Source organism: Pseudomonas sp. GW822-FHT01E03, from assembly GCF_058802985.1.
Window position 1 is genome coordinate 616550 of the sequence record NZ_JBXAOQ010000002.1, and the last position, 25509, is coordinate 642058.

Annotated in this window: 22 protein-coding genes; 12 read left to right on the forward strand and 10 right to left on the reverse strand. The window is 60.7% G+C overall.

Annotation, left to right across the window (positions count from 1 at the left end):
• Positions 1-12: 12 nt before the first annotated feature.
• The 4 genes from AC1RP7_RS06050 to AC1RP7_RS06065 all read right to left on the reverse strand — a co-directional run bounded on the left by AC1RP7_RS06050 (position 13) and on the right by AC1RP7_RS06065 (position 4373).
• The gene (locus AC1RP7_RS06050; protein WP_057713014.1) at positions 13-987 is read right to left on the reverse strand and encodes a FecR domain-containing protein; all 975 of its coding nucleotides are present in this window, start codon (positions 985-987) and stop codon (positions 13-15) included.
• On the reverse strand, positions 984-1502 hold the full coding sequence (locus AC1RP7_RS06055; RefSeq protein ID WP_090451802.1) for an RNA polymerase sigma factor: 519 nt from the start codon (positions 1500-1502) through the stop codon (positions 984-986). Before AC1RP7_RS06055 ends, AC1RP7_RS06050 begins: the two co-directional genes overlap by 4 nt.
• Before the next feature lie 226 nt (positions 1503-1728).
• Positions 1729-2436: a 3'-5' exonuclease gene (locus AC1RP7_RS06060; protein ID WP_218494739.1), complete on the reverse strand. Its 708-nt coding sequence runs from the start codon at positions 2434-2436 to the stop codon at positions 1729-1731.
• Positions 2433-4373 (reverse strand): putative nucleotidyltransferase substrate binding domain-containing protein, encoded by a 1941-nt coding sequence (locus AC1RP7_RS06065; RefSeq protein ID WP_057713017.1) that lies wholly within the window; start codon positions 4371-4373, stop codon positions 2433-2435. The genes AC1RP7_RS06060 and AC1RP7_RS06065 overlap by 4 nt, the downstream gene beginning before the upstream one ends.
• Before the next feature lie 253 nt (positions 4374-4626).
• Here AC1RP7_RS06065 and AC1RP7_RS06070 point away from each other — a divergent pair, with 253 nt between their 5' ends.
• Positions 4627-5073: a response regulator gene (locus AC1RP7_RS06070; protein WP_090451799.1), complete on the forward strand. Its 447-nt coding sequence runs from the start codon at positions 4627-4629 to the stop codon at positions 5071-5073.
• Positions 5074-5183: 110 nt separating this feature from the next.
• Here the strand turns inward: AC1RP7_RS06070 and AC1RP7_RS06075 are convergent, their stop codons facing one another.
• A complete protein-coding gene (locus AC1RP7_RS06075; RefSeq protein WP_492586789.1) occupies positions 5184-7361 on the reverse strand; it encodes a malate synthase G in 2178 nt (725 codons plus the stop codon).
• A gap of 583 nt (positions 7362-7944) precedes the next feature.
• On the opposite strand from AC1RP7_RS06075, the gene AC1RP7_RS06080 reads away from it, so the two are divergent.
• On the forward strand, positions 7945-8463 hold the full coding sequence (locus AC1RP7_RS06080) for a glycine cleavage system transcriptional repressor (RefSeq protein WP_008017358.1): 519 nt from the start codon (positions 7945-7947) through the stop codon (positions 8461-8463).
• 215 nt (positions 8464-8678) lie between these two features.
• On the opposite strand, the gene rarD is transcribed toward AC1RP7_RS06080, so the two are convergent.
• From rarD to AC1RP7_RS06105, 5 genes are all read right to left on the reverse strand, one after another.
• The gene (rarD, locus tag AC1RP7_RS06085) at positions 8679-9566 is read right to left on the reverse strand and encodes an EamA family transporter RarD (RefSeq protein WP_090451795.1); all 888 of its coding nucleotides are present in this window, start codon (positions 9564-9566) and stop codon (positions 8679-8681) included.
• Positions 9567-9773: 207 nt separating this feature from the next.
• Positions 9774-10748, reverse strand: a complete 975-nt coding sequence (locus AC1RP7_RS06090; protein ID WP_057713022.1) for a serine/threonine protein kinase — start codon at positions 10746-10748, stop codon at positions 9774-9776.
• Positions 10749-10944: 196 nt separating this feature from the next.
• Entirely contained in the window at positions 10945-12846 is a 1902-nt protein-coding gene (locus AC1RP7_RS06095) for a PhoX family protein (RefSeq protein WP_150815182.1), read from the reverse strand.
• A 67-nt stretch (positions 12847-12913) separates the two neighbouring features.
• Positions 12914-13678, reverse strand: coding sequence for a TOBE domain-containing protein (locus tag AC1RP7_RS06100; RefSeq protein ID WP_218494744.1), 765 nt, complete (start codon positions 13676-13678; stop codon positions 12914-12916).
• 63 nt (positions 13679-13741) lie between these two features.
• On the reverse strand, positions 13742-14482 hold the full coding sequence (locus AC1RP7_RS06105; RefSeq protein ID WP_218494745.1) for a ComFC family protein: 741 nt from the start codon (positions 14480-14482) through the stop codon (positions 13742-13744).
• Positions 14483-14575: 93 nt separating this feature from the next.
• Here AC1RP7_RS06105 and bioB point away from each other — a divergent pair, with 93 nt between their 5' ends.
• From bioB to AC1RP7_RS06155, 10 genes are all read left to right on the forward strand, one after another.
• Positions 14576-15631, forward strand: coding sequence for a biotin synthase BioB (gene bioB / locus AC1RP7_RS06110; protein WP_057713026.1), 1056 nt, complete (start codon positions 14576-14578; stop codon positions 15629-15631).
• Between the two features lie 174 nt (positions 15632-15805).
• Complete coding sequence (bioF, locus tag AC1RP7_RS06115) at positions 15806-16984, forward strand: 8-amino-7-oxononanoate synthase (protein WP_493181337.1); 1179 nt, start codon at positions 15806-15808, stop codon at positions 16982-16984.
• The gene (locus AC1RP7_RS06120; RefSeq protein ID WP_493181335.1) at positions 16977-17708 is read left to right on the forward strand and encodes an alpha/beta fold hydrolase; all 732 of its coding nucleotides are present in this window, start codon (positions 16977-16979) and stop codon (positions 17706-17708) included. Before bioF ends, AC1RP7_RS06120 begins: the two co-directional genes overlap by 8 nt.
• A complete protein-coding gene (gene bioC, locus AC1RP7_RS06125) occupies positions 17701-18513 on the forward strand; it encodes a malonyl-ACP O-methyltransferase BioC (protein WP_057713029.1) in 813 nt (270 codons plus the stop codon). Before AC1RP7_RS06120 ends, bioC begins: the two co-directional genes overlap by 8 nt.
• Positions 18510-19190, forward strand: coding sequence for a dethiobiotin synthase (gene bioD, locus AC1RP7_RS06130; protein WP_090451781.1), 681 nt, complete (start codon positions 18510-18512; stop codon positions 19188-19190). Before bioC ends, bioD begins: the two co-directional genes overlap by 4 nt.
• Before the next feature lie 123 nt (positions 19191-19313).
• Entirely contained in the window at positions 19314-19610 is a 297-nt protein-coding gene (locus AC1RP7_RS06135; RefSeq protein ID WP_340317398.1) for a pyrroloquinoline quinone biosynthesis protein PqqE, read from the forward strand.
• A gap of 276 nt (positions 19611-19886) precedes the next feature.
• Entirely contained in the window at positions 19887-21692 is a 1806-nt protein-coding gene (locus tag AC1RP7_RS06140; RefSeq protein WP_095944826.1) for a phenylacyl-CoA dehydrogenase, read from the forward strand.
• 195 nt (positions 21693-21887) lie between these two features.
• Entirely contained in the window at positions 21888-23180 is a 1293-nt protein-coding gene (locus tag AC1RP7_RS06145) for a GGDEF domain-containing protein (RefSeq protein WP_493181334.1), read from the forward strand.
• Between the two features lie 85 nt (positions 23181-23265).
• Complete coding sequence (locus tag AC1RP7_RS06150) at positions 23266-25062, forward strand: acyl-CoA dehydrogenase C-terminal domain-containing protein (protein ID WP_493181333.1); 1797 nt, start codon at positions 23266-23268, stop codon at positions 25060-25062.
• A 265-nt stretch (positions 25063-25327) separates the two neighbouring features.
• A partial coding sequence (locus AC1RP7_RS06155) for an acyl-CoA dehydrogenase N-terminal domain-containing protein (RefSeq protein ID WP_493183950.1) occupies positions 25328-25509 on the forward strand: 182 nt, incomplete at its 3' end.

The window sequence follows — 25509 nt, forward strand, 5'->3', positions numbered from 1 at the left end:
CTGTGTGCGGATTCAGGGTTTGGTATCGGCCTTGGCCACGACCTTCACCCACCACTGCGTGTGCTGTTCGATCTGCACCGGCAGGGTCGGCAGCAGGGCGTTGAGTGCCAGGTCGGTGTCGCGCAGCGGGAAACTGCCGGTGATGCGCAGGTCGGCCACTTCCGGCGCGACCCCGACGTAACCGTTTCGATAGCGGCCGATTTCATGCACCAGGTCCTCCAGGCGCGTGTTGTCCACCACCAGCATGCCGCGGGTCCAGGCATCCGCACCGAGGTTGACGGCCAGAACCGGGCCCAGGCCGTTGTTGCGGATCAGTACCTGCTGGCCTTCGCGCAGAATCTTTTCGTCAGGGTTGGACTCAGGGTGAACCGCCACCGCCGACTGCAATACGCTCAAGCGCGTTCCGTCTTCCTCGCGCTTGACCAGAAACCGCGTACCCAGCGCACGCATGCTGCCTTCGCGGGTTTCGACGATGAACGGCCGGGGATCGCCATGGCCGGTTTCAACCAGGATTTCGCCTTCCTGAAGCACGATGCGCCGCTGCTTTTCATCGAAACGCACATCCAGCGCGCTGTGGGTATTGAGATTGATCAACGTGCCGTCAGCCAGACGCAGGGTGCGCTGCTCGCCAACGGCGGTGCGCTGGTCGGCCAGCCAATAGTCGATCGGCAGGTAACGATCCCCGGCGAACAGGGCCAGGCCGATCACGGCAACGATACTGGCGACACCGTTGCCAAGCTTGCGCACTCGCCGGCGAATGCCTTCGCGTGATTGCAGCAAGGCAGTGCGGGCCGGGCCGCTGGCCACGCTGAAACGCTGGTCGAGCATGCCCAACTGGCGCCAGGCGCGGGCATGTTCTTCATGGGCCGCGTGCCACTTGGCGAACTCTTCGCGCTCTACCGGGTTGGCGGAGTCCATGGACAGCTGCCAGGCAATCGCCGCGTCCAGCACGCTGGCCGATACCGGTTTGGAACTGACCGGGTTCATGTCGGCTCACCATACAGCGCGATATAGCACTGGCGAATGCCTTGGGCCAGGTACTGGCGCACCCGCGGCACCGACACACCGAGGCGCTCGGCGATTTCCGCATGACCGAGGCCGTCGAGTCGGTTATAGAGGAATGCCGCCCGGGCCTTGCTGGAAAGCTTGCCGAGCAAGCGGTCGATGTTTTTCAGGTCTTCGAGGATCATTTGCTGTTCTTCCGCCGACGGTTGTTCGGCTTCGGGAATCAGCATCAACTCGGTGAGGTAGGCCTGTTCCAGCGCGGCGCGACGGAAATAATCGAACAGCAGGCCCTTGGCGATCGCCACCAGGAATGCCCGCGGCTCGCGCGGTGCCTTCAGTTCCTCACGGCCCAGCAAACGCACGAAAGTGTCCTGGCTCAGGTCTTCGGCCCGCTGGGGGCAGGCGACGTTGCGTCGAAGCCAGGCCAATAGCCAACCGCGATGGTCGCGATATAACGCACCGACGAGCTCACTTTGAGGGCTTGGGACTGACGACACGCCGCATCACCGATTGGGAAATATTAACTAACGAGAATTGTTCGCGATTGTGGCAGAGGCGAGGGAGGTAAGCAATTGGCGTTGGTCGGGTGGGGATTTGGCGAAGGCCCCTGTAGGAGCGAGCTTGCTCGCGATGAACTTGAAGGCGACGCATTTTTCCAGACAGCACGCGTCACCGTTCACGACCATCGCGAGCAAGCTCGCTCCTACAGGAGGGTCCTGAAGGTCAGAAGGAAGGCGCCTGCTGCCGGCGCTTCCACTGACTCAAGCGCTGTTGCAAATTCAACGGGCTATGAATCTGCTGCTGCCGCGCACGGCTGAACAGGATCAGTGCCAGTTCGGCGGTGGCCAGGGCGTCGGCGCTGGCGTGATGGCGCTCGAAGACTTCGAGCTTGAACCAGTCGATCCAATCGTCCAGCCCGGCCTCGCGAATGTGCGCCTGGGGGCATAGCAGTGGCGCAATATCTGCCACATCCAGAAAGGCATGCTGCAACTTGTAACCCAGATGATCCTTCAGGGCGCGCGCCAACATGTGCTGGTCGAACGGCGCATGGAAGGCCAGCACCGGGCTGTCGCCGACAAACTCCATGAGTTCGAGCAGCGCCTCGGCCGGATCGCTGCCGGCAGCAATTGCACTGGGGCCCAAGCCGTGAATCAGCACACTGGGGCCGAGCTTGAGTTCGCCGCATTGCAAGGTTCGCTCGAACTGTCGACTGAAATCGATCGCGCCATCCTCGATCACCACGGCGCCGATGGACAGTACCCGGTCCTTGTTCATATTCAGCCCGGTAGTTTCCAGGTCGAGCACTACCCAGCGCTGCTCGCGCAGGCTGCATTCACTCAATCCGGTGACCGTCGGCAGGCGTTGAAGACGCTGTTGCAGGTCTGCGGACAAGCTCGGGCCGGCCGGGCGCAGCCATGAAAACAGGCTCATATCTGATACCGCAAGGTCAGGCTGCTTTGCAGGCGCTGTGCCTGGCGCAGGGACTCACGCAGGATGCGCCGGTCCAGATGATTGAGGCTGTCGGGATCGACCCGATTTGAGTAAGGAAAATTCTCTCGGGTCTGTAGTTGATGTTGCTGCATGCGGGTTTGCTGGATGAAGTGATAGGCCTCTTCGTACGCGGCGCCGTCCAGGGGATCGATGACCTCCTTGTCGACCAACTGGCGAAAACGCTCCAGCGTGTTGTTTGTTTCGATACCGTGGGCCAGGGCCAGCAACCGGGCGCCGTCGACAAAGGGTGTCAGACCCTGAGTCTTCAGGTCCAGGGTGGCCTTCTCGCCATTTTTTCGCGCTAGTACGAACTCGCGGAAACGCCCTACGGGCGGGCGATTGCGCAACGCATTCTCAGCCATCATGCGCTGGAACAAGCGGTTGTCGCCGACCTGGTCGAGAATGCTCCGGCGCAATTGCTCACAGCCTTGCTCGCTGCCCCAGACCACGCGCAAATCGAAATAGATGCTCGAACCCAGCAGGTTCTCCGGGGTTGCCTCGCGGATAAACGCCGCAAAGCGCCGCGCCCATTCGGCCCGGGACAGGCACAGCTCAGGATTGCCAGCCATGATATTGCCCTTGCACAAGGTGAAGCCGCACAGCGCCAGGCTCTGGTTGATCTGCTGGGCAATGGGCAACAGTTTGCCGCGAATCTCGGCGGCATGGGCCGCATCCCTGGCTTCGAACAGAATGCCGTTGTCCTGATCGGTGTGCAGGGTCTGCTCGCGACGGCCTTCGCTGCCGAAACACAGCCAGCTGAACGGCACGCCGGGGTCGCCTTTTTCGGCGAGAGTCAGCTCGATCACTCGGCACACGGTGTGGTCGTTGAGCAAGGTGATGATGTGGGTGATCTGCGTCGAAGAGGCGCCGTGGGCCAGCATGCGCTCGACCAGTTGACCGATTTCGCCCCGCAGCGCCATCAGGTTTTCCACCTTCTGGGCATTGCGGATAGTGCGCGCCAGGTGCACCAGGTCGACCCGTTGCAGGGAAAACAGATCACGCTCGGAAACCACGCCGCACAAGCGCTGGTCCTTGACTAGGCAGACATGGGCGATGTGCCGCTCGGTCATGGCAATCGCCGCGTCGAATGCACTCTGATCCGGCGACAGGAAGAACGGCGCCCGGGTCATGTACCCTTCGATGGCTTCGTTGAAATCACTGCTGCCGTTGGCCACGGTCTGGCGCAGGTCGCGCAGGGTGAAGATCCCCAGTGGCGCCTTGAGTTCATCGACCACTACGATGCTGCCGACCTGTTGTTCGTGCATCAACGTCACGGCTTCGCGCAATGGCGTCTGCGGGGCGCATGTCACCGGGTGGCGCATGGCCAACTCGCCCAGTCGGGTATTGAGCGAATATTGGGTGCCCAGGGTTTCCACGGCTTTTTGCTGCACTTGCTGGTTGACTTGATCCAGCAGGCTGCTGACGCAGCGCAGGGCGAAGTTGCGGAAGGTGTCCGATAGCGAAAACAGGCGGATGAATGCCGGCTTGTTCAGTTGCAGGCAGAAGGTGTCTTCGCCCGCCAGGTGCTCGGTGCGGGTCGCCCGTTCACCCAGCAACGCCGCGAGAGGGAAACATTCGCCAGTGGTGATCTCGAAGACCGTTTCGGTGCTACCGTTTACCGTATGCGGACGCTCGCCCACGACCCGGCCTTGTTTGACGATATAGAAGTGCTCGACCGGGCCGTCAGCGGGTTTGATGATGCTCTCGCCGGGGGCGTAAAAACGCATCTGACATTGCTCGACCAGATACGCCAGGTGAGCGTGTTCCATCTGATTGAAGGGCGGGAAGCGCTGGAGGAATTGCAACGTGCCCTGGATGTTCTGCAACACCGCGGTTTTCCCTGCCTGTGTGAAGGCGTCCGCTTTACTCATAACCATTACCGCAGTCTTTTTTGAATTGTTGTTGTCGGATGACCCAGACATGGTCGACCCCTGTGGCCGGAGTGCCCATTGGACGTAAGTCTAGGTAGGCGATTGGTATGCTGAAATGTCGGAAGAATCCTACGCAACTGTGCGAAAAACCTCTCCGTCCCCCTATTGGAAAAGTATCCGACGAAGCGCACATTTAAGGCCTGCTTAGCGATGTCTCGTCACTGTGCTAGGGAAATGAACTGAACATGTAGAGAAAGCCATGTCCGACCACGATATTTTGAGCGACGCCGAGCGCGAAGCCTTGAGCGCCGTCATGCTGGAACCTGACCTGCCGCCACAACGGGTGCTGATCGTCGATGACGATAAAGACGCCAGGGAACTGTTGTCAGAGATCCTGGCGCTTGACGGTATTCACTGCATGACGGCGGCCAGTGGCGAAGCAGCACTCAAGATGCTGGAGGAGAAACCTTCGATCGGACTGGTGATTACCGACCTGCGCATGGGCCTCGTCGACGGCCTGGACCTGATCCGACAGGTGCGCGAGTCGGTACGGGCGGCGTTGCCGATCATCATCGTCTCGGGTGATGCCGACGTGAAAGATGCGATCGCCGCGATGCATTTGAATGTGGTGGACTTTCTGCTCAAGCCGATTGATGCCGGCAAGCTGCTGGAACTGGTCAAGCATGAACTTGGGGTGGAGCCTTAGTCCAAGCCTGTCAGCCCTGAACTACCTCTGTGGGAGATCGCGGACAGCCCAAAAAGAAAAAGCCCTGATCTTTCGATCAGGGCTTTTTCATGTCCGGCGCAGACGCTCAGTTACAGGCCATTGGCAGCCTTGAACTCGCGACGACGACGGTGCAGGACCGGCTCGGTGTAGCCGTTCGGCTGCTTCGTGCCTTCGACCACCAGTTCGACCGCCGCCTGGAAGGCGATGTTGCTGTCGAAGTTCGGGGCCAGCGGACGGTACAGCGCGTCGCCAGCGTTCTGACGGTCAACCACCGGCGCCATGCGCTTGAGGCTTTCCATCACTTGCTCTTCGGTGACGATGCCGTGACGCAGCCAGTTGGCGATGTGCTGGCTGGAAATACGCAGCGTTGCACGGTCTTCCATCAGGCCGACGTCGTTGATATCCGGCACTTTCGAACAGCCGACACCCTGGTCGATCCAGCGCACCACGTAACCGAGAATGCCCTGGCTGTTGTTGTCCAGTTCGTTCTTGATCTGTTCGGCGGTCCACTGCGGGTTCACCGCCAGCGGGATGGTCAGGATGTCGTCTACCGAAGCATGGGCACGTTTGGCCAGTTCGGCCTGACGGGCGAACACGTCAACCTTGTGGTAGTGCAGCGCGTGCAGGGCAGCAGCGGTCGGCGAGGGTACCCAGGCGGTGTTGGCACCGGCCATCGGGTGAGCGATTTTCTGTTCGAGCATCGCCGCCATCAGGTCCGGCATGGCCCACATGCCTTTACCGATCTGTGCGCGACCTTGCAGGCCGGTGCTCAGACCGATATCGACGTTGGAGTTCTCGTAGGCGCCGATCCATTTTTCCGCCTTCATGTCCGCCTTGCGCACCATCGGGCCGGCTTCCATGGAGGTATGGATTTCATCGCCCGTGCGGTCGAGGAAACCGGTGTTGATGAACACCACGCGCTCGCTCGCCGCCTTGATGCAGGCCTTGAGGTTGATCGTGGTACGACGCTCCTCGTCCATGATCCCGACTTTCAGGGTGTTGCGCGGCAGGCCCAGCACGTCTTCGATGCGACCGAACAGCTCGTTGGTGAACGCCGCTTCTTCAGGGCCGTGCATCTTCGGCTTCACGATGTAGATCGAGCCGGTGCGGGTGTTTTTGCGCGAGGTGTTGCCGTTCAGGTTGTGCATCGATGCCAGGCAAGTCACCAGGCCATCGAGAATGCCTTCAGGCACTTCGTTACCGTCTTTGTCGAGGATCGCATCGATGGTCATCAGGTGACCGACGTTGCGCACGAACAGCAACGAACGACCGTGCAGGCTCAGTTCACTGCCATCGACGGCGGTGTAGGTGCGGTCGGCGTTCATGGTGCGGGTAAAGGTCTGACCGCCCTTGGCGACTTCTTCCGACAGATCGCCCTTCATCAGGCCGAGCCAGTTGCGGTAGATCACCACTTTGTCATCGGCATCGACCGCGGCAACCGAGTCTTCGCAGTCCATGATGGTGGTCAGCGCGGCTTCCATCAGGATGTCTTTGACGCCGGCCGCGTCGGTCTGGCCGACCGGGGTGCTGGCGTCGACCTGGATTTCGAAATGCAGGCCGTTGTTTTTCAGCAGGATCGCGGTCGGTGCAGCGGCATCGCCCTGGAAGCCGATCAGTTGCGCATCGTTGCGCAGGCCGGTGTTGCTGCCGCCTTTGAGGGCGACCACCAGTTTGCCGTCGACGATCTTGTAGCCAGTGGAGTCGACGTGGGAGCCGGCCGCCAAAGGCGCCGCTTCGTCGAGGAAGGCACGGGCGAAAGCGATGACCTTGTCACCGCGCACCTTGTTGTAGCCTTTGCCTTTTTCCGCGCCGTCAGCTTCGCTGATGGCGTCGGTGCCGTAGAGCGCGTCGTACAGCGAACCCCAGCGGGCGTTCGAAGCATTGAGAGCGAAGCGGGCGTTCATCACCGGCACCACGAGTTGTGGACCGGCCATGCGGGCGATTTCTTCATCGACGTTTTGCGTCGTTGCCTGGAAATCGGCCGCTTCTGGCAGCAGATAACCGATGTCTTGCAGGAAAGCTTTGTAGGCCACGGCGTCGTGCGCCTGGCCTGCACGTTCCTGGTGCCAGGCATCGATACGAGCCTGGAAATCATCGCGTTTGGCGAGTAGGGCTTTGTTCTTCGGTGCCAGGTCATGGATGACCTTGTCGGCACCGGCCCAGAACTTATCGGCGGTGAGGCCGGTACCGGGAATGGCTTCGTTGTTCACGAAGTCGAACAGGACTTTGGCGACCTGCAGGCCACCGACTTGAACGTGTTCAGTCATTGCTTGCCTCACTCTGCTCAGCTATTTCGCTTTTCAGCTCTTCAATTTAACAATGAAGCCTCTGGCCATTTAAACCACAAACCCCTCTACCAGTACATGCCCATGACAGGCGGCTGGGTTGGGACCAATCAACGGCTTGGGGCCTTGCTGACAGGGCTTTCAGGGTTGCGAACGTGCCTGCGGCAGACATCGATCCAACGTTATGTAGTGCGCGCTGCGGCATACTACATGATGAATTGCGGTTGTGAAAATTAGACTAATTACGTCGTTCTGCGACCCCATGACGCATTGCGGTCACGCCGGGGAGCGTGATGTTCTCAAAAAACTATTGGATTGTTCCAGTTAAATATCAAAAGTTGTACACATTATCTTTGGTGCTCTGCTATGGGGTGCCTGTTTTTGTGGCGAGGGGGCTTGCCCCCGTTGAGTGGCGAAGCCGCTCCCGTACATGTACCACGAAAAATTACATCCGCTCATTTTGCGACTGCTGCGCAGCCGAACGGGGGCAAGCCCCCTCGCCACAATGTTCCCCTTGCCTATACTTGGTTCTCTATAACAAAAGTCATGACTGGAGGGCTGCGCCATGGACCACCTCGTACTCACTGTTTTTGCTCCGGACAAGCCCGGGCAAGTCGAGCGCATTGCCCAATGCATTGCCGAGCACGGCGGCAACTGGCTGGAAAGCCGCATGTCGCGCATGGCGGGACAATTCGCCGGCATTCTGCGGGTGGGCGTGCCGGCCGAGGCCTACGACGAATTGGTCGATGCCCTGCAGGGCTTGTCCGCCCAGGGCATTCGTGTGTTGGTCGCCGAAAGCAGCATCGAACAATCCTGCACCTGGAAGCCGATCGCCATGGAACTGGTGGGAAATGATCGTCCGGGGATCGTGCGTGACATCACACGCTTGTTGAGCGAGCAGGGGGTGAGTCTGGAACGGCTGGTCACCGAAGTGCGCCCGGCCCCGATGAGCAGCGAGCCGTTGTTCCATGCCGAGGCGATTCTCGCGGTCCCGCTGACGCTGTCGCTGGACGTGCTGCAATCGCGCCTGGAAACCCTGGCGGACGATCTGATGGTCGAGTTGGTGCTACGCAGTGATCCCTGATCAGGTTATCCAAGTTAAACGTGCACCGGCCTGTGGATAACCTGTAGAGACACCCCGCCAGGCCACGCCGACCGGGGTTCTTCATGATCTGATCAAAAAACCAGCAGTTTCAGCCACTTGCGCACAATCGGCGGGGATCACGCTGTGGATAACCTTGGGAAGGAATGATGCAGGCCACGGGAGACGTGGCTTGCAGGGTTTTGTGCGTTTTTTGATCAGCTGCGGCGGCGCAAACTTATCCACGCATCGATGCTGTAAACCGCCAGACCGGCCCAGATAAACATGAACGCTACCAAGGTGCTGGACGACAGGTGCTCGCCAAACAGCAGAACGGCTTGCAGCAGAACCAGGGTTGGCGCCAGGTACTGAAGAAACCCCAGTGTTGTGTAGGGCAAATGCCGTGCAGCAGCGTTGAAGCAGACCAGCGGCACCAGCGTGATCGGGCCGGCGGCGACCAGCCACCAGGCCTGGGAGGTGGTCCAGAATTCGGCCTGGGCGCTGCTGGCCGTCGGATTGAGCAGCAACCAGCCAAGGGCAATCGGCACCAGCATCCAGGTTTCCACCACGAGCCCCGGCAGTGCCTTGACCGGTGCCTGCTTGCGAATCAGGCCATAGAAGCCGAAGGTCAGGGCCAGCACCAACGACACCCACGGCAGACTGCCGACTTGCCAGACCTGCTGCGCCACACCCACCGCCGCCAGGCCGACGGCAATCCATTGCATGCGCCGCAGCCGTTCGCCGAGGATCAGCATGCCCAGCAACACGTTCACCAAGGGGTTGATGTAGTAACCGAGACTTGCCTCCAGCATGCGGCCGTTGTTCACCGACCAGACGTAGGTCAGCCAGTTGGCTGCGATCAGCGCGCCGCTCAGGGCCAGGATCGCCAGTCGCTTGGGGTTCTCCCGCAGCTCGCGCCACCAGCCGGGATGCTTCCAGACCATCAGCAACAAGGCGCCGAACAGCGCCGACCACAGCACCCGGTGGATGATGATTTCCACTGCGGGCACGCTGGCGATGGCTTTGAAGTAGAGGGGGAAAAGCCCCCAGATGATATAGGCACTCAGGCCCAGAATGTACCCGCGACGCGGGTTGGCGGCTTGCATGCAGAATCCTTGCTTAGGCAGCTAACAAAGAGGGGATTGTAAGGAGATTTGTCTGCGAATGTCCTGACTGAATAGGTAGGACATTTGTGAACACGGACAACCTGTGGGAGCGAGCTTGCTCGCGATAGCGGTGGATCAGCTTGTATCAATGTTGAATTTGCTGCCGTCATCGCGAGCAAGCTCGCTCCCACAGGGTTTCGGGTGGGGTTAGAAGAGTTTCAGCGGTTCTTCATTGAGCGCCGCCAACTGCTCGCGCAACGCCAGCACCTGATCCCCCCAGTAACGCTCGGTGCCGAACCACGGAAAACTGCGGGGGAAGGCAGGATCGTCCCAGCGGCGGGCGAGCCAGGCGCTGTAATGCAGCAGGCGCAGGGCGCGCAACGGTTCGATCAAGGCCAGTTCACGGGGATCGAAGTCGTGGAATTCGTTGTAGCCGTCCATCAGTTCCGACAACTGGCTCAGGCAGTCCTGGCGATCGCCAGCGAGCATCATCCAGATGTCCTGTACCGCCGGGCCCATGCGGCAGTCGTCGAGGTCGACGATATGGAACATCTCGTCACGGCACATCATGTTGCCGGGGTGGCAGTCACCGTGCATGCGGATGTTCTGGTGCGGCGTGTTGCTGTAGGCATCTTCCACACGCTTGAGCAGATCGCGGGCCACTGACTCGTAGGCCGGCAGCAGGCTGCGGGGGATGAAGTTGCCGTCGAGCAATGTTGCCAGCGAGTCATGGCCGAAGTTTTTTACCGCCAGCGCTTCACGGTGCTCGAACGGCCGGGTCGAGCCGACCGCATGCAGGCGCCCGAGCAACTGGCCCAGGCGATAGAGTTGGTCGAGGTTGCCCGGCTCCGGTGCTCGACCGCCACGGCGGGGGAACAGGGTGAAACGGAAACCGTTGTGTTCGTGCAGGGTTTCACCGTTGTGGATCAACGGCGCCACGACCGGCACCTCGCAGTCGGCGAGTTCGGCGGTGAACTGGTGCTCTTCCAGAATCGCTTCGTTGCTCCAGCGTTGCGGCCGGTAGAACTTGGCGATCAGCGGCTCGGCGTCTTCGATACCGACCTGATAGACACGGTTCTCGTAGCTGTTGAGCGCCAGGATGCGCGCGTCGCTGAGAAAGCCGATGCTTTCGACGGCATCGAGCACGAGGTCTGGTGTGAGGGTTTCAAACGGGTGGGCCATGCTGACTCCTGCGCGCAGCAGGCTGCTGCGTCCGGCCAGGCATGGTAGCGCAGACGGCGGGGCTTTAGGGGGTGGGCTTGAGGTGTGCGTTGTATGTGCTGACGCCATCGCGAGCAAGCTCGCTCCCACAGGTCATGCGCCAGATATGAAATCGCGCCAATCCTGTGGGAGCGAGCCTGCTCGCGATGAGGGGTTGTCAGGCGCCGACGATCCCGCCATCTTCCCGCGAAATCGCCATCACCGAAGACCGCGGCTTGCCGTTGGGCAGGTGCTCGGGGAAGGTAGAACCGCCGTTCTCACCCGGATGCTGAATCCCGACAAACAGGGTTTTCTGGTCCGGCGAGAAGCTGATCCCCGTCACTTCACAACCTACCGGGCCAACCATGAAGCGACGAATCTCGCCGGTTACCGGATCGGCACAGAGCATCTGGTTGTTGCCCATGCCGGCAAAGTCTCCGGCGTTGCTCGAATCGCCGTCGGTGAGAATCCACAAGCGTCCGGCCTTGTCGAAGCCCAGACCGTCAGGGCTGTTGAACATGTTCTGCGGCGTGATGTTCGACGATCCGCCTTTTGGTGTGCCGGCGTGAACCCCCGGATTACCGGCGACGACGAACAGGTCCCAGGCAAAGGTTTTCGAACCGTGATCGTCACGCTCGGTGCGCCAGCGCAGGATCTGGCCGTAGACGTTCTTCTCACGCGGGTTCGGCCCGCCCGCCGGTTGCCCGTCTTCGCCGCGTTTGGCGTTGTTGGTCAGCGTGCAGTAGACCTGGCCATCCATGGGGCTGACCACGATCCATTCCGGGCGGTCCATGCGCGTGGCTTTCACCACACTGGCGGCGAGACGCGCGTGAATCAAAACTTCGGCCTGATCGGCAAAGCCGCTGCTGGCGTCGATGCCGTTTTTGCCGTGGGTCAGTTCGATCCATTCACCCTGGCCTTTCGGGTGATCGACGTTGCCGTCGCCGGCATCGAACCGCGCCACGTACAGGGTGCCGTGGTCGAGAATGTCACGGTTGGCCTTGGGGTTCTTGTGGTCGATCTTGTCGCGGCTGACGAATTTGTAGATGAACTCACCGCGTTCATCGTCGCCCATGTACACCACGGCATGACCGTCGCCGGTTTCGGCCAGTGCGGCGTTTTCGTGCTTGAAGCGGCCCAGGGCCGTGCGTTTGACCGGCGTCGATTTCGGATCGAACGGATCGATCTCCACCACCCAGCCGTGACGGTTGAGCTCGTTGGGGTTCTTCGCCATGTCGAAGCGCTCGTCGTGCTGGTGCCAGTTGATTTCTTTGCTGGTGGCCACCACGCCGTAGCGTTTTTGCGCCGGGTCGAACTTCTGCTCGGCGTTGCTGCTGCCGAAGCAGTCGGTGAAGTTCTCTTCGCAGGTCAGATAGGTGCCCCACGGCGTCTTGCCGTTGGCGCAGTTCTGGAAGGTGCCCAGGACGTTCTTGCCGTGCGGATCGGCACTGGTTTTGAGCAGGGCATGTCCGGCGGCCGGGCCGCTCAGGGTGATCGGTGCGTTGCCGTGAATGCGGCGGTTGTAGCGTGAGCCCTGGACGAACTGCCATTGGCCGTTCTTGCGCTGCACTTCAATCACCGACACACCTTCGCAGGCCAGCGCCTTGCGCACTTCTTGCGCCGATTGCGGCATGCCGCCGTGGGCGTAGAGGTAGCGGTAGTTGGTGTATTCGTTGTTGATCGCCATCAGCGCCCGGTCTTTTTCGCCCGGAAACTCGAACAGGCTCATGCCGTCGTTGTTGTCGCCGAACTGGACTTCCTGATGTTCGGCGCTGCCGTTGCCGCTCGGGTCGAACGCCGGACCGTCCTTGTGCAGGGGCTGGCCCCAGCTGATCAGCACCGAGGACTTGTAGCCCGGCGGCAGGGTGATGGTGTCGCTGGTGGCGGCGGCAATGCTGTCGAAACCCAGCAACTGGCTGTTGCCGGCACTGACACTGGCGGCCATCACGCTGCGGCTCAGCAGGTTGCCGCCAAGGAACATCGCCGCGCCGCACAGGGCACCTGCGCTGATGAAGCCGCGACGGCTGAGGCCGACCATGGTTTCGAGGTCGGTGGACTGGTTTTCTTCTAATAGGCTCATTTCAGGCTCCCTGCGGATTTTGCAGACACCTTAAAGATGAGTCATGAACCTTTTGTTGCAGTTCTGCTTACAGTGGTGTGCCCAGCAGAACCCTGGACGGCGAAAACTCCACGCGCACCGGTTTGCCGCACGTCAGCCCCGATGCTTGCAGATGACTCGGTTCGGCCAAGGCGCATAGAGTCAGGCCGTTGGGCAGGGTGATGCGCACTTCGCTGGGACCGTCGTCGGCGTCGAGAATTTTTTCGATGATGCCGCTGAGGCAATTGTTTTCAGGCGTTTCGACAGAGTCGATTTGCAGCACGTCGAGCCAGCCGGCCTTGATCAATGCCACGACTTCAGTGCCGATTTGCAGTTCCAGGCGCTCGGTGCTGTCGTGGGTAATTTGCGCGGCGACGATCACGCCTTCGGCGACTTCGAGGCGAATCAGGTCGTTGCGCCCCTGAGGTTCGATCGCAATCACCTTGCCGTGCAACTGATTGCGCGCGCTGGTGCGCAGCATCAGGCGCCCGAGCAGATCCAGATCGCTCGCGTCTTCAGTTGCTTCCAGCACTTGGGCCTGCAAGGCTTGCAGCTTCTGATACAGGCGCAACACCCGCTCACCTTCGTTGGACAGGCGCGCACCACCGCCGCCCTTGCCGCCGACAATCCGCTCCACCAGCGGCTTCTGCGCCAGGTTGTTTAGCTCATCGATCGCATCCCAGGCAGCCTTGTAGCTCAGGCCCGCACTTTTTGCCGCGCGGGTGATCGAGCCTTGTTCGGCGATGTGCTGCAGCAGGGCGATGCGCTGCGGACGGCGGACAATGTGCTGGGACAGCAAGGTTGGCAAAGACATGACAAGTCGCTTTGGGTGGTGACGATGGTGAGGACGTTGGTCGCTTGGGCCGCGCGAGTCAAGTCAGGGTGTCTCGCCGGGTTTGGGCGTGCGGGCCAGGCAATAGACGTCGACCCTCGCCGCCCCGGCGTCCATCAACAGGCGAGCCAGGGCCTGGGCCGTGGCTCCGGTGGTCAGTACGTCGTCGACCAGAGCCAGGTGTCGGCCTTTGACGACCGCGCCGGGTGCCAGGGCGAAAGCATTGCGCAGGTTCCTTAGGCGGGCTTCGGCGTTCAATGCCTGTTGGGCGTCGGTGTCTTGAGTGCGCAGCAGCAACCGTTCGTTGCAAGGGATATCGAGACTCGCACTCAACCAGTGAGCCAGCATCGCCGCCTGATTGAACCCGCGCTGGCGCAGGCGCCGATTGGCCAGCGGCACCGGGATCAGCGCCTGGGGTCGCAGCAGATCGTCTTCGAAGCGATGTTGCAGGTATTGAGCGAGAAGTTCGGCGAGCAGGCGGCCAAACGGCCACTTGGCGTTGTGTTTGAAGCGGGTGATCAGGCTGTCTACCGGAAAGCTGTAGGTCCAGGGCGCAATCACTTGTTCGAAGGCCGGTGGCTGCTTCAGGCAATGGCCGCAGGTCAGTCCCGCGGCCGGGAGCGGCAGGGCGCAGGTCAGACAGTGATCACCGAGCCAGGGCAACTCGATTTCGCAGGCCGTGCAGACAGGAGGAATGCCGTCGGCCGCTTCATCGCACAAAAGGCATGATTGTTTGTTTTTTAACCAGATGTAAACCTGTCCTTCGTATCGTGGTTGACAGCGCATCGCTCTTCCTTAAATATGCCGAAACATCTGTGAAGCGGCTGTGAAACTCCATTACCCAGCCGACTGCCAAAGCATAATTCAAAGGAAACGCCCATGAGCGCCAGCACCACTGCCACCCTGCGTCATGACTGGACTTTGGCCGAAGTCAAAGCACTCTTCGTTCAACCATTCAATGACCTGTTGTTCCAGGCGCAGACGGTGCACCGTGCGCATTTCGACGCCAACCGCGTCCAGGTGTCGACCCTGCTGTCGATCAAGACCGGCGCCTGCCCGGAAGATTGCAAATATTGTCCGCAGTCCGGTCACTACAACACCGGCCTGGAAAAAGAGAAACTGATGGAGGTGCAGAAGGTCCTCGAAGAGGCCGCTCGCGCCAAGGCCATCGGTTCGACCCGCTTCTGCATGGGCGCGGCGTGGAAGCATCCGTCGGCCAAGGACATGCCGTACGTGTTGAAGATGGTCGAAGGCGTGAAAGCCATGGGCCTGGAAACCTGCATGACCCTCGGTCGCCTGGATCAGGAGCAGACCGAAGCGCTGGCCAAGGCCGGCCTCGACTACTACAACCACAACCTCGATACCTCGCCGGAGTTCTACGGCAGCATCATCACCACCCGCACCTACAGCGAACGCCTGCAAACCCTGGCGTACGTGCGTGATTCGGGGATGAAGATCTGCTCCGGCGGCATTCTGGGCATGGGCGAGTCGCTGGACGACCGCGCCAACCTGCTGATCCAGTTGGCCAACCTGCCTGAGCATCCGGAGTCGGTGCCGATCAACATGCTGGTGAAAGTCGCCGGTACGCCGCTGGAAAATGCCGACGACGTCGATCCGTTCGACTTCATCCGCATGCTCGCCGTCGCGCGCATCCTGATGCCGCAATCCCACGTGCGCCTGTCCGCCGGCCGCGAAGCCATGAACGAGCAGATGCAGGCCCTGGCGTTCTTCGCCGGTGCCAACTCGATTTTCTACGGCGAAAAACTGCTGACCACCGCCAACCCGCAGGCCGACAAGGACATGCAACTGTTCTCGCGCCTGGGCATCCTGCCGGAAGCCCGCGAAGAGCACGCCGACGAGGTGCATCAGGCAGCTATCGAGCAGGCGCTGGTGGAGCAGAAGAGCAGCGAGCAGTTTTACAACGCGGCTGTTTGAGTCTTCCACCGACTTCTCTGGCTGGAATGCAAAACACTGTGGGAGCGAGCTTGCTCGCGATTGCGTCAGGTCCGTCGACATCAATGTTGAATGTGACGCCGCCATCGCGAGCAAGCTCGCTCCCACAGGGATCGCATTCATTTTGATTTCTGTGATCTGAACTTCGAGGCCTGCATGTCTTTCGATCTCGCCGCACGCCTTGCCGCCCGTCGTGCCGAAAACCTCTACCGCCAGCGCCCGCTGCTTGAAAGCCCGCAGGGGCCGCAAGTGGTGGTCGATGGCCAGCCGTTGCTGGCGTTCTGTAACAACGACTACCTGGGCCTGGCCAATCATCCGCAAGTGATCGAAGCCTGGCGTGCCGGCGCTTCGAAGTGGGGTGTGGGCGGAGGGGCATCGCATCTGGTCATCGGCCATAGTTCCCCACACCATGCCCTGGAAGAAGCGTTGGCCGACCTGACCGGTCGCCCGCGGGCGTTGCTGTTCACCACCGGCTACATGGCCAACCTCGGCGCAGTCACGGCGTTGGTGGGGCAGGGTGATACGGTGCTCGAAGACCGGCTCAATCATGCGTCGCTGCTCGACGCGGGGCTGTTGTCCGGCGCTCGGTTCAATCGCTACCTGCACAATGACCCGGCGAGCCTGGCCAAGCGCCTGGAAAAAGCCACCGGCAATACACTGGTGGTCACCGACGGCGTGTTCAGCATGGACGGTGATCTTGCCGACTTGCCGGCGCTGGCCCGAGAAGCCAAGGCCAAAGGCGCCTGGTTGATGGTCGACGATGCCCATGGTTTTGGACCGCTGGGTGCCAACGGTGGCGGCATCGTCGAACACTTTGGCTTGAGCCAGGATGACGTTCCGGTGCTGGTCGGCACCCTCGGCAAGGCATTCGGTACGGCAGGTGCCTTTGTGGCTGGCAGCGAAGAGCTGATCGAAAGCCTGATCCAGTTCGCCCGTCCCTACATCTACACCACCAGCCAGCCCCCCGCGTTGGCCTGCGCCACGTTGAAAAGCCTGGAACTGCTGCGCAACGAACACTGGCGCCGCGAGCATTTGCAGACGCTGATCCGCCAGTTCCGCAAAGGTGCCGAACAGATTGGCCTGGAACTCATGGACAGCTTCACGCCGATCCAGCCGATCATGATCGGTGACGCGGGGCGAGCGGTGCGCCTTTCGCAAATGCTGCGTGAACGCGGGTTGATGGTGACCGCGATTCGCCCGCCGACCGTACCCGCCGGCAGTGCCCGGCTGCGGGTCACGTTGACGGCTGCCCACAGTGAGGCCCAGGTACAGCTATTGTTAAACGGACTGGCCGATTGTTTTCACCAACTGAAGCCGGAGCCAAGCCATGCGTGATCGTCTGATTCTGCTGCCCGGCTGGGGCCTTGGCGTTTCACCGCTGGAGCCTCTGGCGGCGGCCTTGCGCGGTTTGGATGAGCACCTGCGCATCGAGATCGAGCCGTTGCCGGAGCTGGAGTCGAGCGATCTTGAAGAGTGGCTCGATGAGCTTGATTCGACCTTGCCGCAAGACGTGTGGCTGGGCGGTTGGTCATTGGGTGGCATGCTCGCCTGCGAATTGGCGGCCCGGCGTGGCGATCGCTGCTGTGGTGTGTTCACCCTGGCCAGCAACGTTTCTTTTGTCGCTCATGATCAATGGACAAGCGCCATGTCCGGGGAAACCTTCGATGCGTTTCTGGCGGGATGTGAAGCCGATCCGCGCGCGACCTTGAAACGCTTTTCACTGCTTTGCGCCCAAGGCGCCGAAGACCCACGCGGATTGTCGCGGTTGTTGCTCGGCGGTGCCCCGAACACCGCTGCGCCGGTGTTGCTGAGTGGTCTGCAAGTGCTCGCGCAACTGGATACACGACAGGCGCTGCAATCGTTCCGTGGTCCGCAACTGCATCTGTTCGCCGGCCTCGATGGGCTGGTGCCGGTGGAAGCGGCGGGCGAGTTGTTGGCATTGCTGCCGGATGTCGAAATCGGTCTGATTGAACAGGCCAGCCACGTGTTTCTCCTGGAGGATCCCCACGGTGTGGCGGGGGCGATCCAGGCCTTTTTGCATGAGTCCGGCGATGACTGATTTATCCCTTCCCAACCTGCCCGGCGCCTTGCCCGACAAGCGCCAGGTAGCAGCCTCATTCTCCCGCGCGGCAGCAAGCTACGACAGCGTGGCCGAGTTGCAGCGTGATGTGGGCAGCCAATTGCTCGGGCGCTTGCCGCAGGACTTCGTACCTCAGCGCTGGCTGGACCTGGGCTGTGGCACCGGGCATTTCAGTCGTGCCCTGGGTGAGCGATTTCCGGGCAGCCACGGGGTGGCGCTGGACATTGCCGAGGGCATGCTCAACCACGCCCGGCCATTGGGCGGTGCCACATACTTCGTGGCCGGCGATGCCGAGCGACTGCCACTGCAGGATTCGTCTTGCGACCTGATCTTCTCCAGCCTGGCGGTGCAGTGGTGCGCGGACTTCGACTCGGTGCTCAGTGAAGCCTTTCGAGTACTGAAACCGGGCGGTATTTTCGCGTTTGCTAGTCTGTGTGTAGGGACGTTGTTTGAATTGCGCGACAGCTGGCGCGAAGTCGACGGCATGGTGCACGTCAACCGCTTCCGGGAGTTTGGTGTTTATCAACAACTGTGTGCGGCCAGCGGCTTGAGGGCGGTCAGTCTGCAAAACCTTGCGCACGTGCTGTATTACCCGGATGTGCGCAGCCTGACCCATGAACTCAAGGCGTTGGGTGCGCACAATCTCAATCCCGGGCGGCCGGGTGGCTTGACCGGCCGGGCGCGGATTTTGGGTTTGATCGAGGCTTACGAACAGTTTCGTCAGGCCCAGGGACTGCCGGCGACTTATCAAGTGGTGTACGCCGTTTTGGAGAAACCCTTATGAGCGCAGCCTATTTCATCGCCGGCACGGATACCGATGTCGGTAAAACCACGGTCGCTGCGGGGCTCCTGCATGCGGCGCGTTCGGCGGGTTTGAGCACGGCGGCGGGCAAGCCGGTCGCGTCCGGTTGCGATGTGACACCTAAAGGCCTGCGCAACGCCGATGCGCTGGCCTTGCTGGCGCAGTGTTCGCTGCCGCTGACCTATGCACAGGTCAATCCGATGGCCTTCGAGCCGGCCATTGCCCCGCATCTGGCGGCGCGAGAGGCGGGCGTGGCGCTGACGGTGCAGTCGTTGCTGGCGCCGATGCGGCAGATTCTGGGCATGCAGGCGGACTTCACTCTGATCGAAGGCGCTGGCGGCTGGCGCGTACCCCTGGCGGATCAGGACAATTTGTCGGACCTGGCCATCGCATTGAAGCTGCCGGTGATCCTGGTGGTCGGTGTACGCCTGGGGTGTATCAGCCATGCCTTGTTGACCGCCGAAGCGATTGCCCGGGACGGTTTGCAACTGGCGGGATGGGTGGCCAACATCATCGACCCGAAGACCTCGCGGCTGGAAGAAAACCTGGCTACCCTGGCCGAGCGCCTCCCGGCACCGTGCCTGGGGCGTGTGCCGAAACTCAAGGCCGTTACGGCCGAGGCAGTGGCCGAGCACTTGCAACTGGACCTGTTGGACTGAGGCGAGTGGCTTGTGGGCTTTGCCTATGACAAGGCACTGTGCCATTAGTGTTTTTGTCGAGTGTTTTGCCGGCCACTCTGCTTCAATGGCCACTGTTGATCCTTTGAAAGGACGAGTTCTCCCATGGAAATCTCAGGAAGCCCCGCTTTTTATGCCGGTCTGAGCACCCTTCAGACAGGGCAGAACCGTGTCGATCAAGCCGCCGGGCAGATCGCCAACACGACGATCGAGCGCTCGGTCACCAGCCAGTCCTCCGAGGCGCAGGTCGATCGTCTGCGATCGGTTGATCGCAGCCGGCAATCGGACCTGGCCAGCAATGTGGTCGAAATGGCCCAAGGCAAAATTCAGGTCGAACTGGGCGCCAAAGTCGCCAAGGCATCCGACGAAGTGCTCGGAACGCTGATCGATACTTTCGCCTGATCCTCATTGAATCCGTCTCTCCAACGCCGCGCCTGTTCGCGGCGTTTTTCTGCGTAAGTCCTTCTCACTCAACTAATCTTTTCTGCATGGTGGCTCGCTCGGTCAATGTCCGTCGTGCGGTTGCGCGCAGATGTGCCTGATCTTCGGTGACGAACGGAAAAAGATCGACGCTTGACAAGATTTGGGCGTAAACGTATGTTTCAAACAACTGTTTGATCGCAACAACAAATCAATGCGGTCGTTCATTCCCGGTTACATCAGCAGAGGTTTATCGCTATGCCTGACTACAAGGCCCCCTTGCGTGATATTCGCTTCGTTCGTGACGAGCTGCTCGGCTACGAAGCGCACTATCAGAGCCTTCCGGCTTGTGCCGACGCAACTCCGGACATGGTTGACGCCATTCTTGAGGAAGGCGCCAAGTTTTGTGAGCAGGTACTGGCTCCGCTGAACCGCGTGGGCGATCTCGAAGGCTGCACCTGGAGCGAGTCCGGCGTTAAGACCCCGACTGGCTTCAAGGAAGCCTACAAGCAATTCGTCGAAGGTGGCTGGCCAAGCCTGGCTCACGACGTAGAGCATGGCGGCCAAGGCCTGCCGGAGTCCCTGGGTCTGGCCATCAGCGAAATGGTTGGCGAGTCCAACTGGTCGTGGGGCATGTACCCAGGCCTGTCGCACGGTGCGATGAACACCATCTCCGAGCACGGCACCCCTGAGCAGCAAGAGGCTTACCTGACCAAGCTGGTTTCCGGCGAGTGGACGGGCACCATGTGCCTGACCGAGCCGCACTGCGGCACAGACCTGGGCATGCTGCGCACCAAGGCCGAGCCTCAGGCCGACGGTTCCTACAAGGTTTCCGGCACCAAGATCTTCATCTCGGCCGGTGAACACGACATGGCCGACAACATCGTCCACATCGTACTGGCCCGCCTGCCGGATGCCCCGGCCGGCACCAAAGGCATCTCCCTGTTCATCGTGCCGAAGTTCATGCCGAACGCCGATGGTTCGGTTGGCGCGCGTAACGCTGTGTCCTGTGGTTCCCTGGAACACAAAATGGGCATCCACGGCAACGCTACCTGCGTAATGAACTTCGACGGCGCTACCGGTTTCCTGATCGGCCCGGCGAACAAAGGCCTGAACTGCATGTTCACCTTCATGAACACCGCACGTCTGGGTACCGCGCTGCAAGGCCTGGCCCACGCTGAAGTCGGTTTCCAGGGCGGCCTGAAATACGCTCGCGACCGTCTGCAGATGCGCTCGCTGACTGGCCCGAAAGCGCCGGACAAAGCCGCTGACCCGATCATCGTGCACCCTGACGTACGCCGCATGCTGTTGACCATGAAGGCATTCGCCGAAGGCAACCGCGCGATGGTTTACTTCACCGCCAAGCAGGTCGACATCGTCAAGTACGGCGTGGACGAAGAAGAGAAGAAGAAAGCCGACGCACTGTTGGCGTTCATGACTCCAATCGCCAAAGCCTTCATGACCGAAGTCGGTTTCGAATCGGCCAACCACGGCGTGCAGATCTACGGCGGCCACGGCTTCATCGCCGAGTGGGGCATGGAGCAGAACGTCCGCGACAGCCGCATCTCGATGCTGTACGAAGGCACCACCGGTATCCAGGCACTCGACCTGCTGGGCCGTAAAGTGCTGATGACCCAGGGCGAGGCTCTGAAAGGCTTCACCAAGATCGTCCACAAGTTCTGCCAGACCAACGAAGGCAACGAAGCGGTTCAAGAGTTCGTCGCTCCGCTGGCCGCATTGAACAAGGAATGGGGCGAGCTGACCATGAAGGTCGGTATGGCCGCCATGAAAGATCGCGAAGAAGTCGGCGCGGCCTCCGTGGACTACCTGATGTACTCCGGTTACGCCTGCCTGGCCTACTTCTGGGCCGACATGGCGCGCCTGGCTGCCGAGAAACTGGCTGCCGGCACTTCCGAAGAGGCGTTCTACACCGCCAAGCTGCAGACTGCGCGCTTCTACTTCCAGCGCATCCTGCCGCGTACCCGCACTCACGTCGTAACCATGCTGTCGGGCGCCAACAACCTGATGGACATGAAAGAAGAGAACTTCGACCTGGGCTACTAAGCCTTAGCGAAGTACTTGAAAAAGCCGCTGCTCCTTCGGGAACAGCGGCTTTTTTGCTTTAAAGGTTGGCGGTGGAAAATGTTTGCAACGCCCTTTGAAAAATACCTCAGTAATTCACTCAGTAACTCGGGCTTCCTGCCGTTACAGTAGTTGGCACATTGCCATCTATTGATTTGACGGGTCGGAGCTTTACCCTTGCCGCGCTCATCTGCTGCACGTTTCAGTCATTTCCTGCCGTCATTGCTGCTGTTGGTGGCGGGGCTTGCGGCTGCTTACATCAAGGATCTGAACGTCTTCTTCACGTCGCTGTTCAACGTGCTGCCCACCCTGGTGTTGTTGCTCGGTGGCGCCTATTGCGCGGTGTACCGACGCCAGCGTGAACTGTTTCTGATGGTCACGGTGTACATCGCCTACTTCCTGCTCGACACCCAGACCGACTATTACCGCGACAACGGCAAGGTGCGTGACGACGCCGCGGTGGTCTTTCATTTGTGTTGCCTGCTGCTGCCGCTGCTGTTTGGCGTGTTCGCGGCGTGGCAGGAACGCACCCATCTGTTCCAGGACATGGTGGCGCGCTTCGCGGTCTTGCTGGCGGTCGGCAGCGTGGCGCTAGGGCTTGAGCAAAGTTATCCACACGCGCTGCTGATCTGGCTGTCGGAGATTCGCTGGCCTGCCTTGCATGGCGCCTGGATGAGCCTGATCCAGTTGTCCTATCCGGTGTTCATCGCTGCGTTCCTGCTGCTGACCTGGCAATACTGGCGCAACCCGCGACCGCTGCATGCCGCGCAATGGGTGGGGCTGCTCGGGTTGTTCTGGATGTTGCCGAAAACCTTCATCCTGCCGTTCACGCTGAACATCATGTGCAGCCAGGTGATGCTGATGATTGCCGCCGCCGTTGCCCACGAGGCCTATCAAATGGCGTTCCGCGACGAACTGACCGGGCTGCCGGGCCGTCGCGCGTTGAATGAACGCATGCAACGGTTGGGGCGCAACTACGTGTTGGCCATGAGCGACGTCGACCACTTCAAGAAATTCAACGACACCCACGGCCACGACGTCGGCGACCAGGTGCTGCGACTGGTGGCCAGCAAGCTGTCGAAAATCGGCGGTGGCGGTAAGGCGTATCGCTATGGCGGCGAGGAATTTGCCCTGGTGTTTGCAGGCAAGACCCTCGAAGAGTGCATGCCGCACCTGGAAGCCATCCGCGAGTCCATCGCCACTTACAACATTCAGCTGCGTAATCAGGAAAACCGCCCGCAGGACGATAGTCAGGGGCGCCAGCGGCGTGCCGGTTCCGGTGCGTCGAGTGTGTCGGTGACGGTCAGTATCGGTGTTGCCGAACGGATCGAACAACGCACCCCCGAAGAAGTGCTCAAGTCCGCTGACCAGGCGCTCTACAGCGCCAAGGGCGCCGGGCGCAACTGTGTGATGGCGTTCGGGCAGAACCGCCGTGGCGCCGTGCGCATGGACGCCGCTACGGTTGAGTGATGATGGCGCATTCAGCGAGCGCAAAGTGATTGTGAGGCGTGGTCGGCAGCAGTAGGTTGGAGAAATCTGCCGACGGAGAATGACCATGCCCGAGTACAAAGCTCCCTTGCGCGACATGCGCTTTCTGATCGACCACGTCTTCGACTTTCACAGCAACTACGCCGCGCTGGGGGCCACCGATGCCAGCCCGGACATGGTCAATGCGATCCTCGAAGAAGGGGCGAAGTTCTGCGAAAACGTACTGTCGCCGCTGAACCGCAGTGGCGATGAAGAAGGCTGCCATTTCGACAATGGCGTGGTCACGACGCCCGCGGGCTTCAAGCAGGCATTCGCCCAATATGTCGAGGGCGGCTGGCATGGCCTGGCGGCGGATCCGGTTTACGGCGGTCAAGGGTTGCCGATCTCTCTGGGCCTGGTGATCAGCGAGATGGTGGCTTCCAGCAACACCTCATGGGGCATGTACCCCGGTCTGACCCACGGTGCGATGTCGGCGATCCACGCCCATGGTACCGAGGAGCAGAAACAGACTTATTTGAAGAAGCTCACCGCTGGCCAATGGACCGGCACCATGTGCCTGACCGAAGCCCATTGCGGCACCGACCTGGGCATCATCAAGACCCGCGCCGTACCTCAGGCCGATGGCAGCTACGCGATCTCCGGCAGCAAGATCTTCATCTCCGCCGGCGAGCACGACATGAGCGCCAACATCATTCACCTGGTGCTGGCCAAATTGCCGGACGCACCGGCCGGGACCAAGGGCATTTCGCTGTTCATCGTGCCCAAGTTCCTGCCTGATGCGACGGGGGAAGCGGGTGAGCGCAACGGCGTGTCCTGCGGCTCGATCGAACACAAAATGGGCATCAAGGCTTCGGCTACCTGCGTGCTGAACTTCGACGAGGCCAAGGGCTTCCTGATCGGCGAGCCGAACAAGGGCCTCAACTGCATGTTCACCATGATGAACCACGCGCGACTGGGCACCGGCATGCAAGGGCTGTGTCTGGGGGAGGCGAGCTTCCAGGGCGCGATCAAATACGCCAACGACCGTTTGCAGATGCGCTCGCTGACCGGCCCGAAAGCGCCGGAAAAGGCCGCCGACCCGATCATCGTGCACCCTGATGTGCGGCGGATGTTGTTGACCATGAAAGCCTTCAACGAGGGCAACCGCGCGCTGACCTACTTCACCGCACAGTTGCTCGACGTTGCACACCTGAGCCCGGACGAAACGGCGCGCCGGGATGCCGAAGACTTGCTGGCGTTCCTCACGCCAATCTGCAAAGCCTTCATGACCGACACCGGGCTGGAGGTGACCAACCATGGCATGCAGGTGTTTGGCGGTCACGGGTTCATTCGTGAATGGGGAATGGAGCAACTGGTACGCGACTGCCGGATCGCGCCGATCTATGAAGGTACCAATGGTATTCAGGCGCTGGACTTGCTCGGGCGCAAGGTACTCGGCAGTCAGGGCAAGCTGCTGCGTGGCTTCACCAAAATCGTCCACAAGTTCTGCGCGGCGAACGCCGAACATCCACAACTGGCCGGGTATGTGGCGCAGCTCAATCAACTGAACCAGCAGTGGGGTGAATTGACCACCAGGGTCGGTATGGCGGCGATGAAAAACCCGGACGAAGTCGGTGCTGCGTCGGTGGATTACCTGATGTACAGCGGTTACATCATCCTCGGCTACCTGTGGTTGCGCATGGCGCTGGTGGCTCAGGCGCAGCTCGATGCGGGCAGCGGTGATGGTGACTTCTGCCGGGGCAAACTGGCGACCAACGAGTTTTACTTCAAGCGTCTGTTGCCACGCACTGCCGCTCATCGGGCGGCCGTCGAAGCAGGTAGCGATTGCCTGATGCAACTGCCGGCGCAGATGTTTGCGCTCTGACATCGCCCTCTGTAGGAGCGAGCTCTGCTCGCGATGGTCGTGAACGATAACGCGTAAAACCAGATGCCCAGTGGCGCCTTGGGGTTTTTCGCGAGCGAGCTCGCTCCTACAGTTTCATCCGTTCACTCCCGCCTACGTAAATGACTAAAAATAACAAAACGGTCATGAGTTGACCCTATGTGTCGCAAAAGTTGTTGAGGTACACTCCGACCCAACGAAAACACTCTTCCTGTGAATCACCTGTATAGATCTTGCGAGGTTTGCCATGGCTGACTACAAAGCGCCCCTGCGCGATATGCGCTTCGTCCTCAATGAAGTTTTCGAGGTCGCCAAACTCTGGGCCGAACTGCCTGCACTGGCCGAGACTGTGGATGCAGAAACCGTCGAAGCCATCCTGGAAGAAGCCGGCAAAGTCACCAGCAAAAGCATCGCACCGCTGAGCCGTGC

Coding starts and splice junctions, on each gene's coding strand:
- AC1RP7_RS06070 (WP_090451799.1), top strand. CDS start 4,627: ATGTCCGACCACGATATTTTGAGCGACGCCGAGCGCGAAGCCTTGAGC.
- AC1RP7_RS06150 (WP_493181333.1), top strand. CDS start 23,266: ATGCCCGAGTACAAAGCTCCCTTGCGCGACATGCGCTTTCTGATCGAC.
- AC1RP7_RS06135 (WP_340317398.1), top strand. CDS start 19,314: ATGGAAATCTCAGGAAGCCCCGCTTTTTATGCCGGTCTGAGCACCCTT.
- AC1RP7_RS06060 (WP_218494739.1), bottom strand. CDS start 2,436: ATGAGCCTGTTTTCATGGCTGCGCCCGGCCGGCCCGAGCTTGTCCGCA.
- AC1RP7_RS06100 (WP_218494744.1), bottom strand. CDS start 13,678: ATGTCTTTGCCAACCTTGCTGTCCCAGCACATTGTCCGCCGTCCGCAG.
- AC1RP7_RS06075 (WP_492586789.1), bottom strand. CDS start 7,361: ATGACTGAACACGTTCAAGTCGGTGGCCTGCAGGTCGCCAAAGTCCTG.
- AC1RP7_RS06120 (WP_493181335.1), top strand. CDS start 16,977: ATGCGTGATCGTCTGATTCTGCTGCCCGGCTGGGGCCTTGGCGTTTCA.
- bioC (WP_057713029.1), top strand. CDS start 17,701: ATGACTGATTTATCCCTTCCCAACCTGCCCGGCGCCTTGCCCGACAAG.
- AC1RP7_RS06140 (WP_095944826.1), top strand. CDS start 19,887: ATGCCTGACTACAAGGCCCCCTTGCGTGATATTCGCTTCGTTCGTGAC.
- AC1RP7_RS06080 (WP_008017358.1), top strand. CDS start 7,945: ATGGACCACCTCGTACTCACTGTTTTTGCTCCGGACAAGCCCGGGCAA.
- bioD (WP_090451781.1), top strand. CDS start 18,510: ATGAGCGCAGCCTATTTCATCGCCGGCACGGATACCGATGTCGGTAAA.
- bioF (WP_493181337.1), top strand. CDS start 15,806: ATGTCTTTCGATCTCGCCGCACGCCTTGCCGCCCGTCGTGCCGAAAAC.
- AC1RP7_RS06065 (WP_057713017.1), bottom strand. CDS start 4,373: ATGGTTATGAGTAAAGCGGACGCCTTCACACAGGCAGGGAAAACCGCG.
- AC1RP7_RS06095 (WP_150815182.1), bottom strand. CDS start 12,846: ATGAGCCTATTAGAAGAAAACCAGTCCACCGACCTCGAAACCATGGTC.
- AC1RP7_RS06050 (WP_057713014.1), bottom strand. CDS start 987: ATGAACCCGGTCAGTTCCAAACCGGTATCGGCCAGCGTGCTGGACGCG.
- AC1RP7_RS06105 (WP_218494745.1), bottom strand. CDS start 14,482: ATGCGCTGTCAACCACGATACGAAGGACAGGTTTACATCTGGTTAAAA.
- rarD (WP_090451795.1), bottom strand. CDS start 9,566: ATGCAAGCCGCCAACCCGCGTCGCGGGTACATTCTGGGCCTGAGTGCC.
- bioB (WP_057713026.1), top strand. CDS start 14,576: ATGAGCGCCAGCACCACTGCCACCCTGCGTCATGACTGGACTTTGGCC.
- AC1RP7_RS06090 (WP_057713022.1), bottom strand. CDS start 10,748: ATGGCCCACCCGTTTGAAACCCTCACACCAGACCTCGTGCTCGATGCC.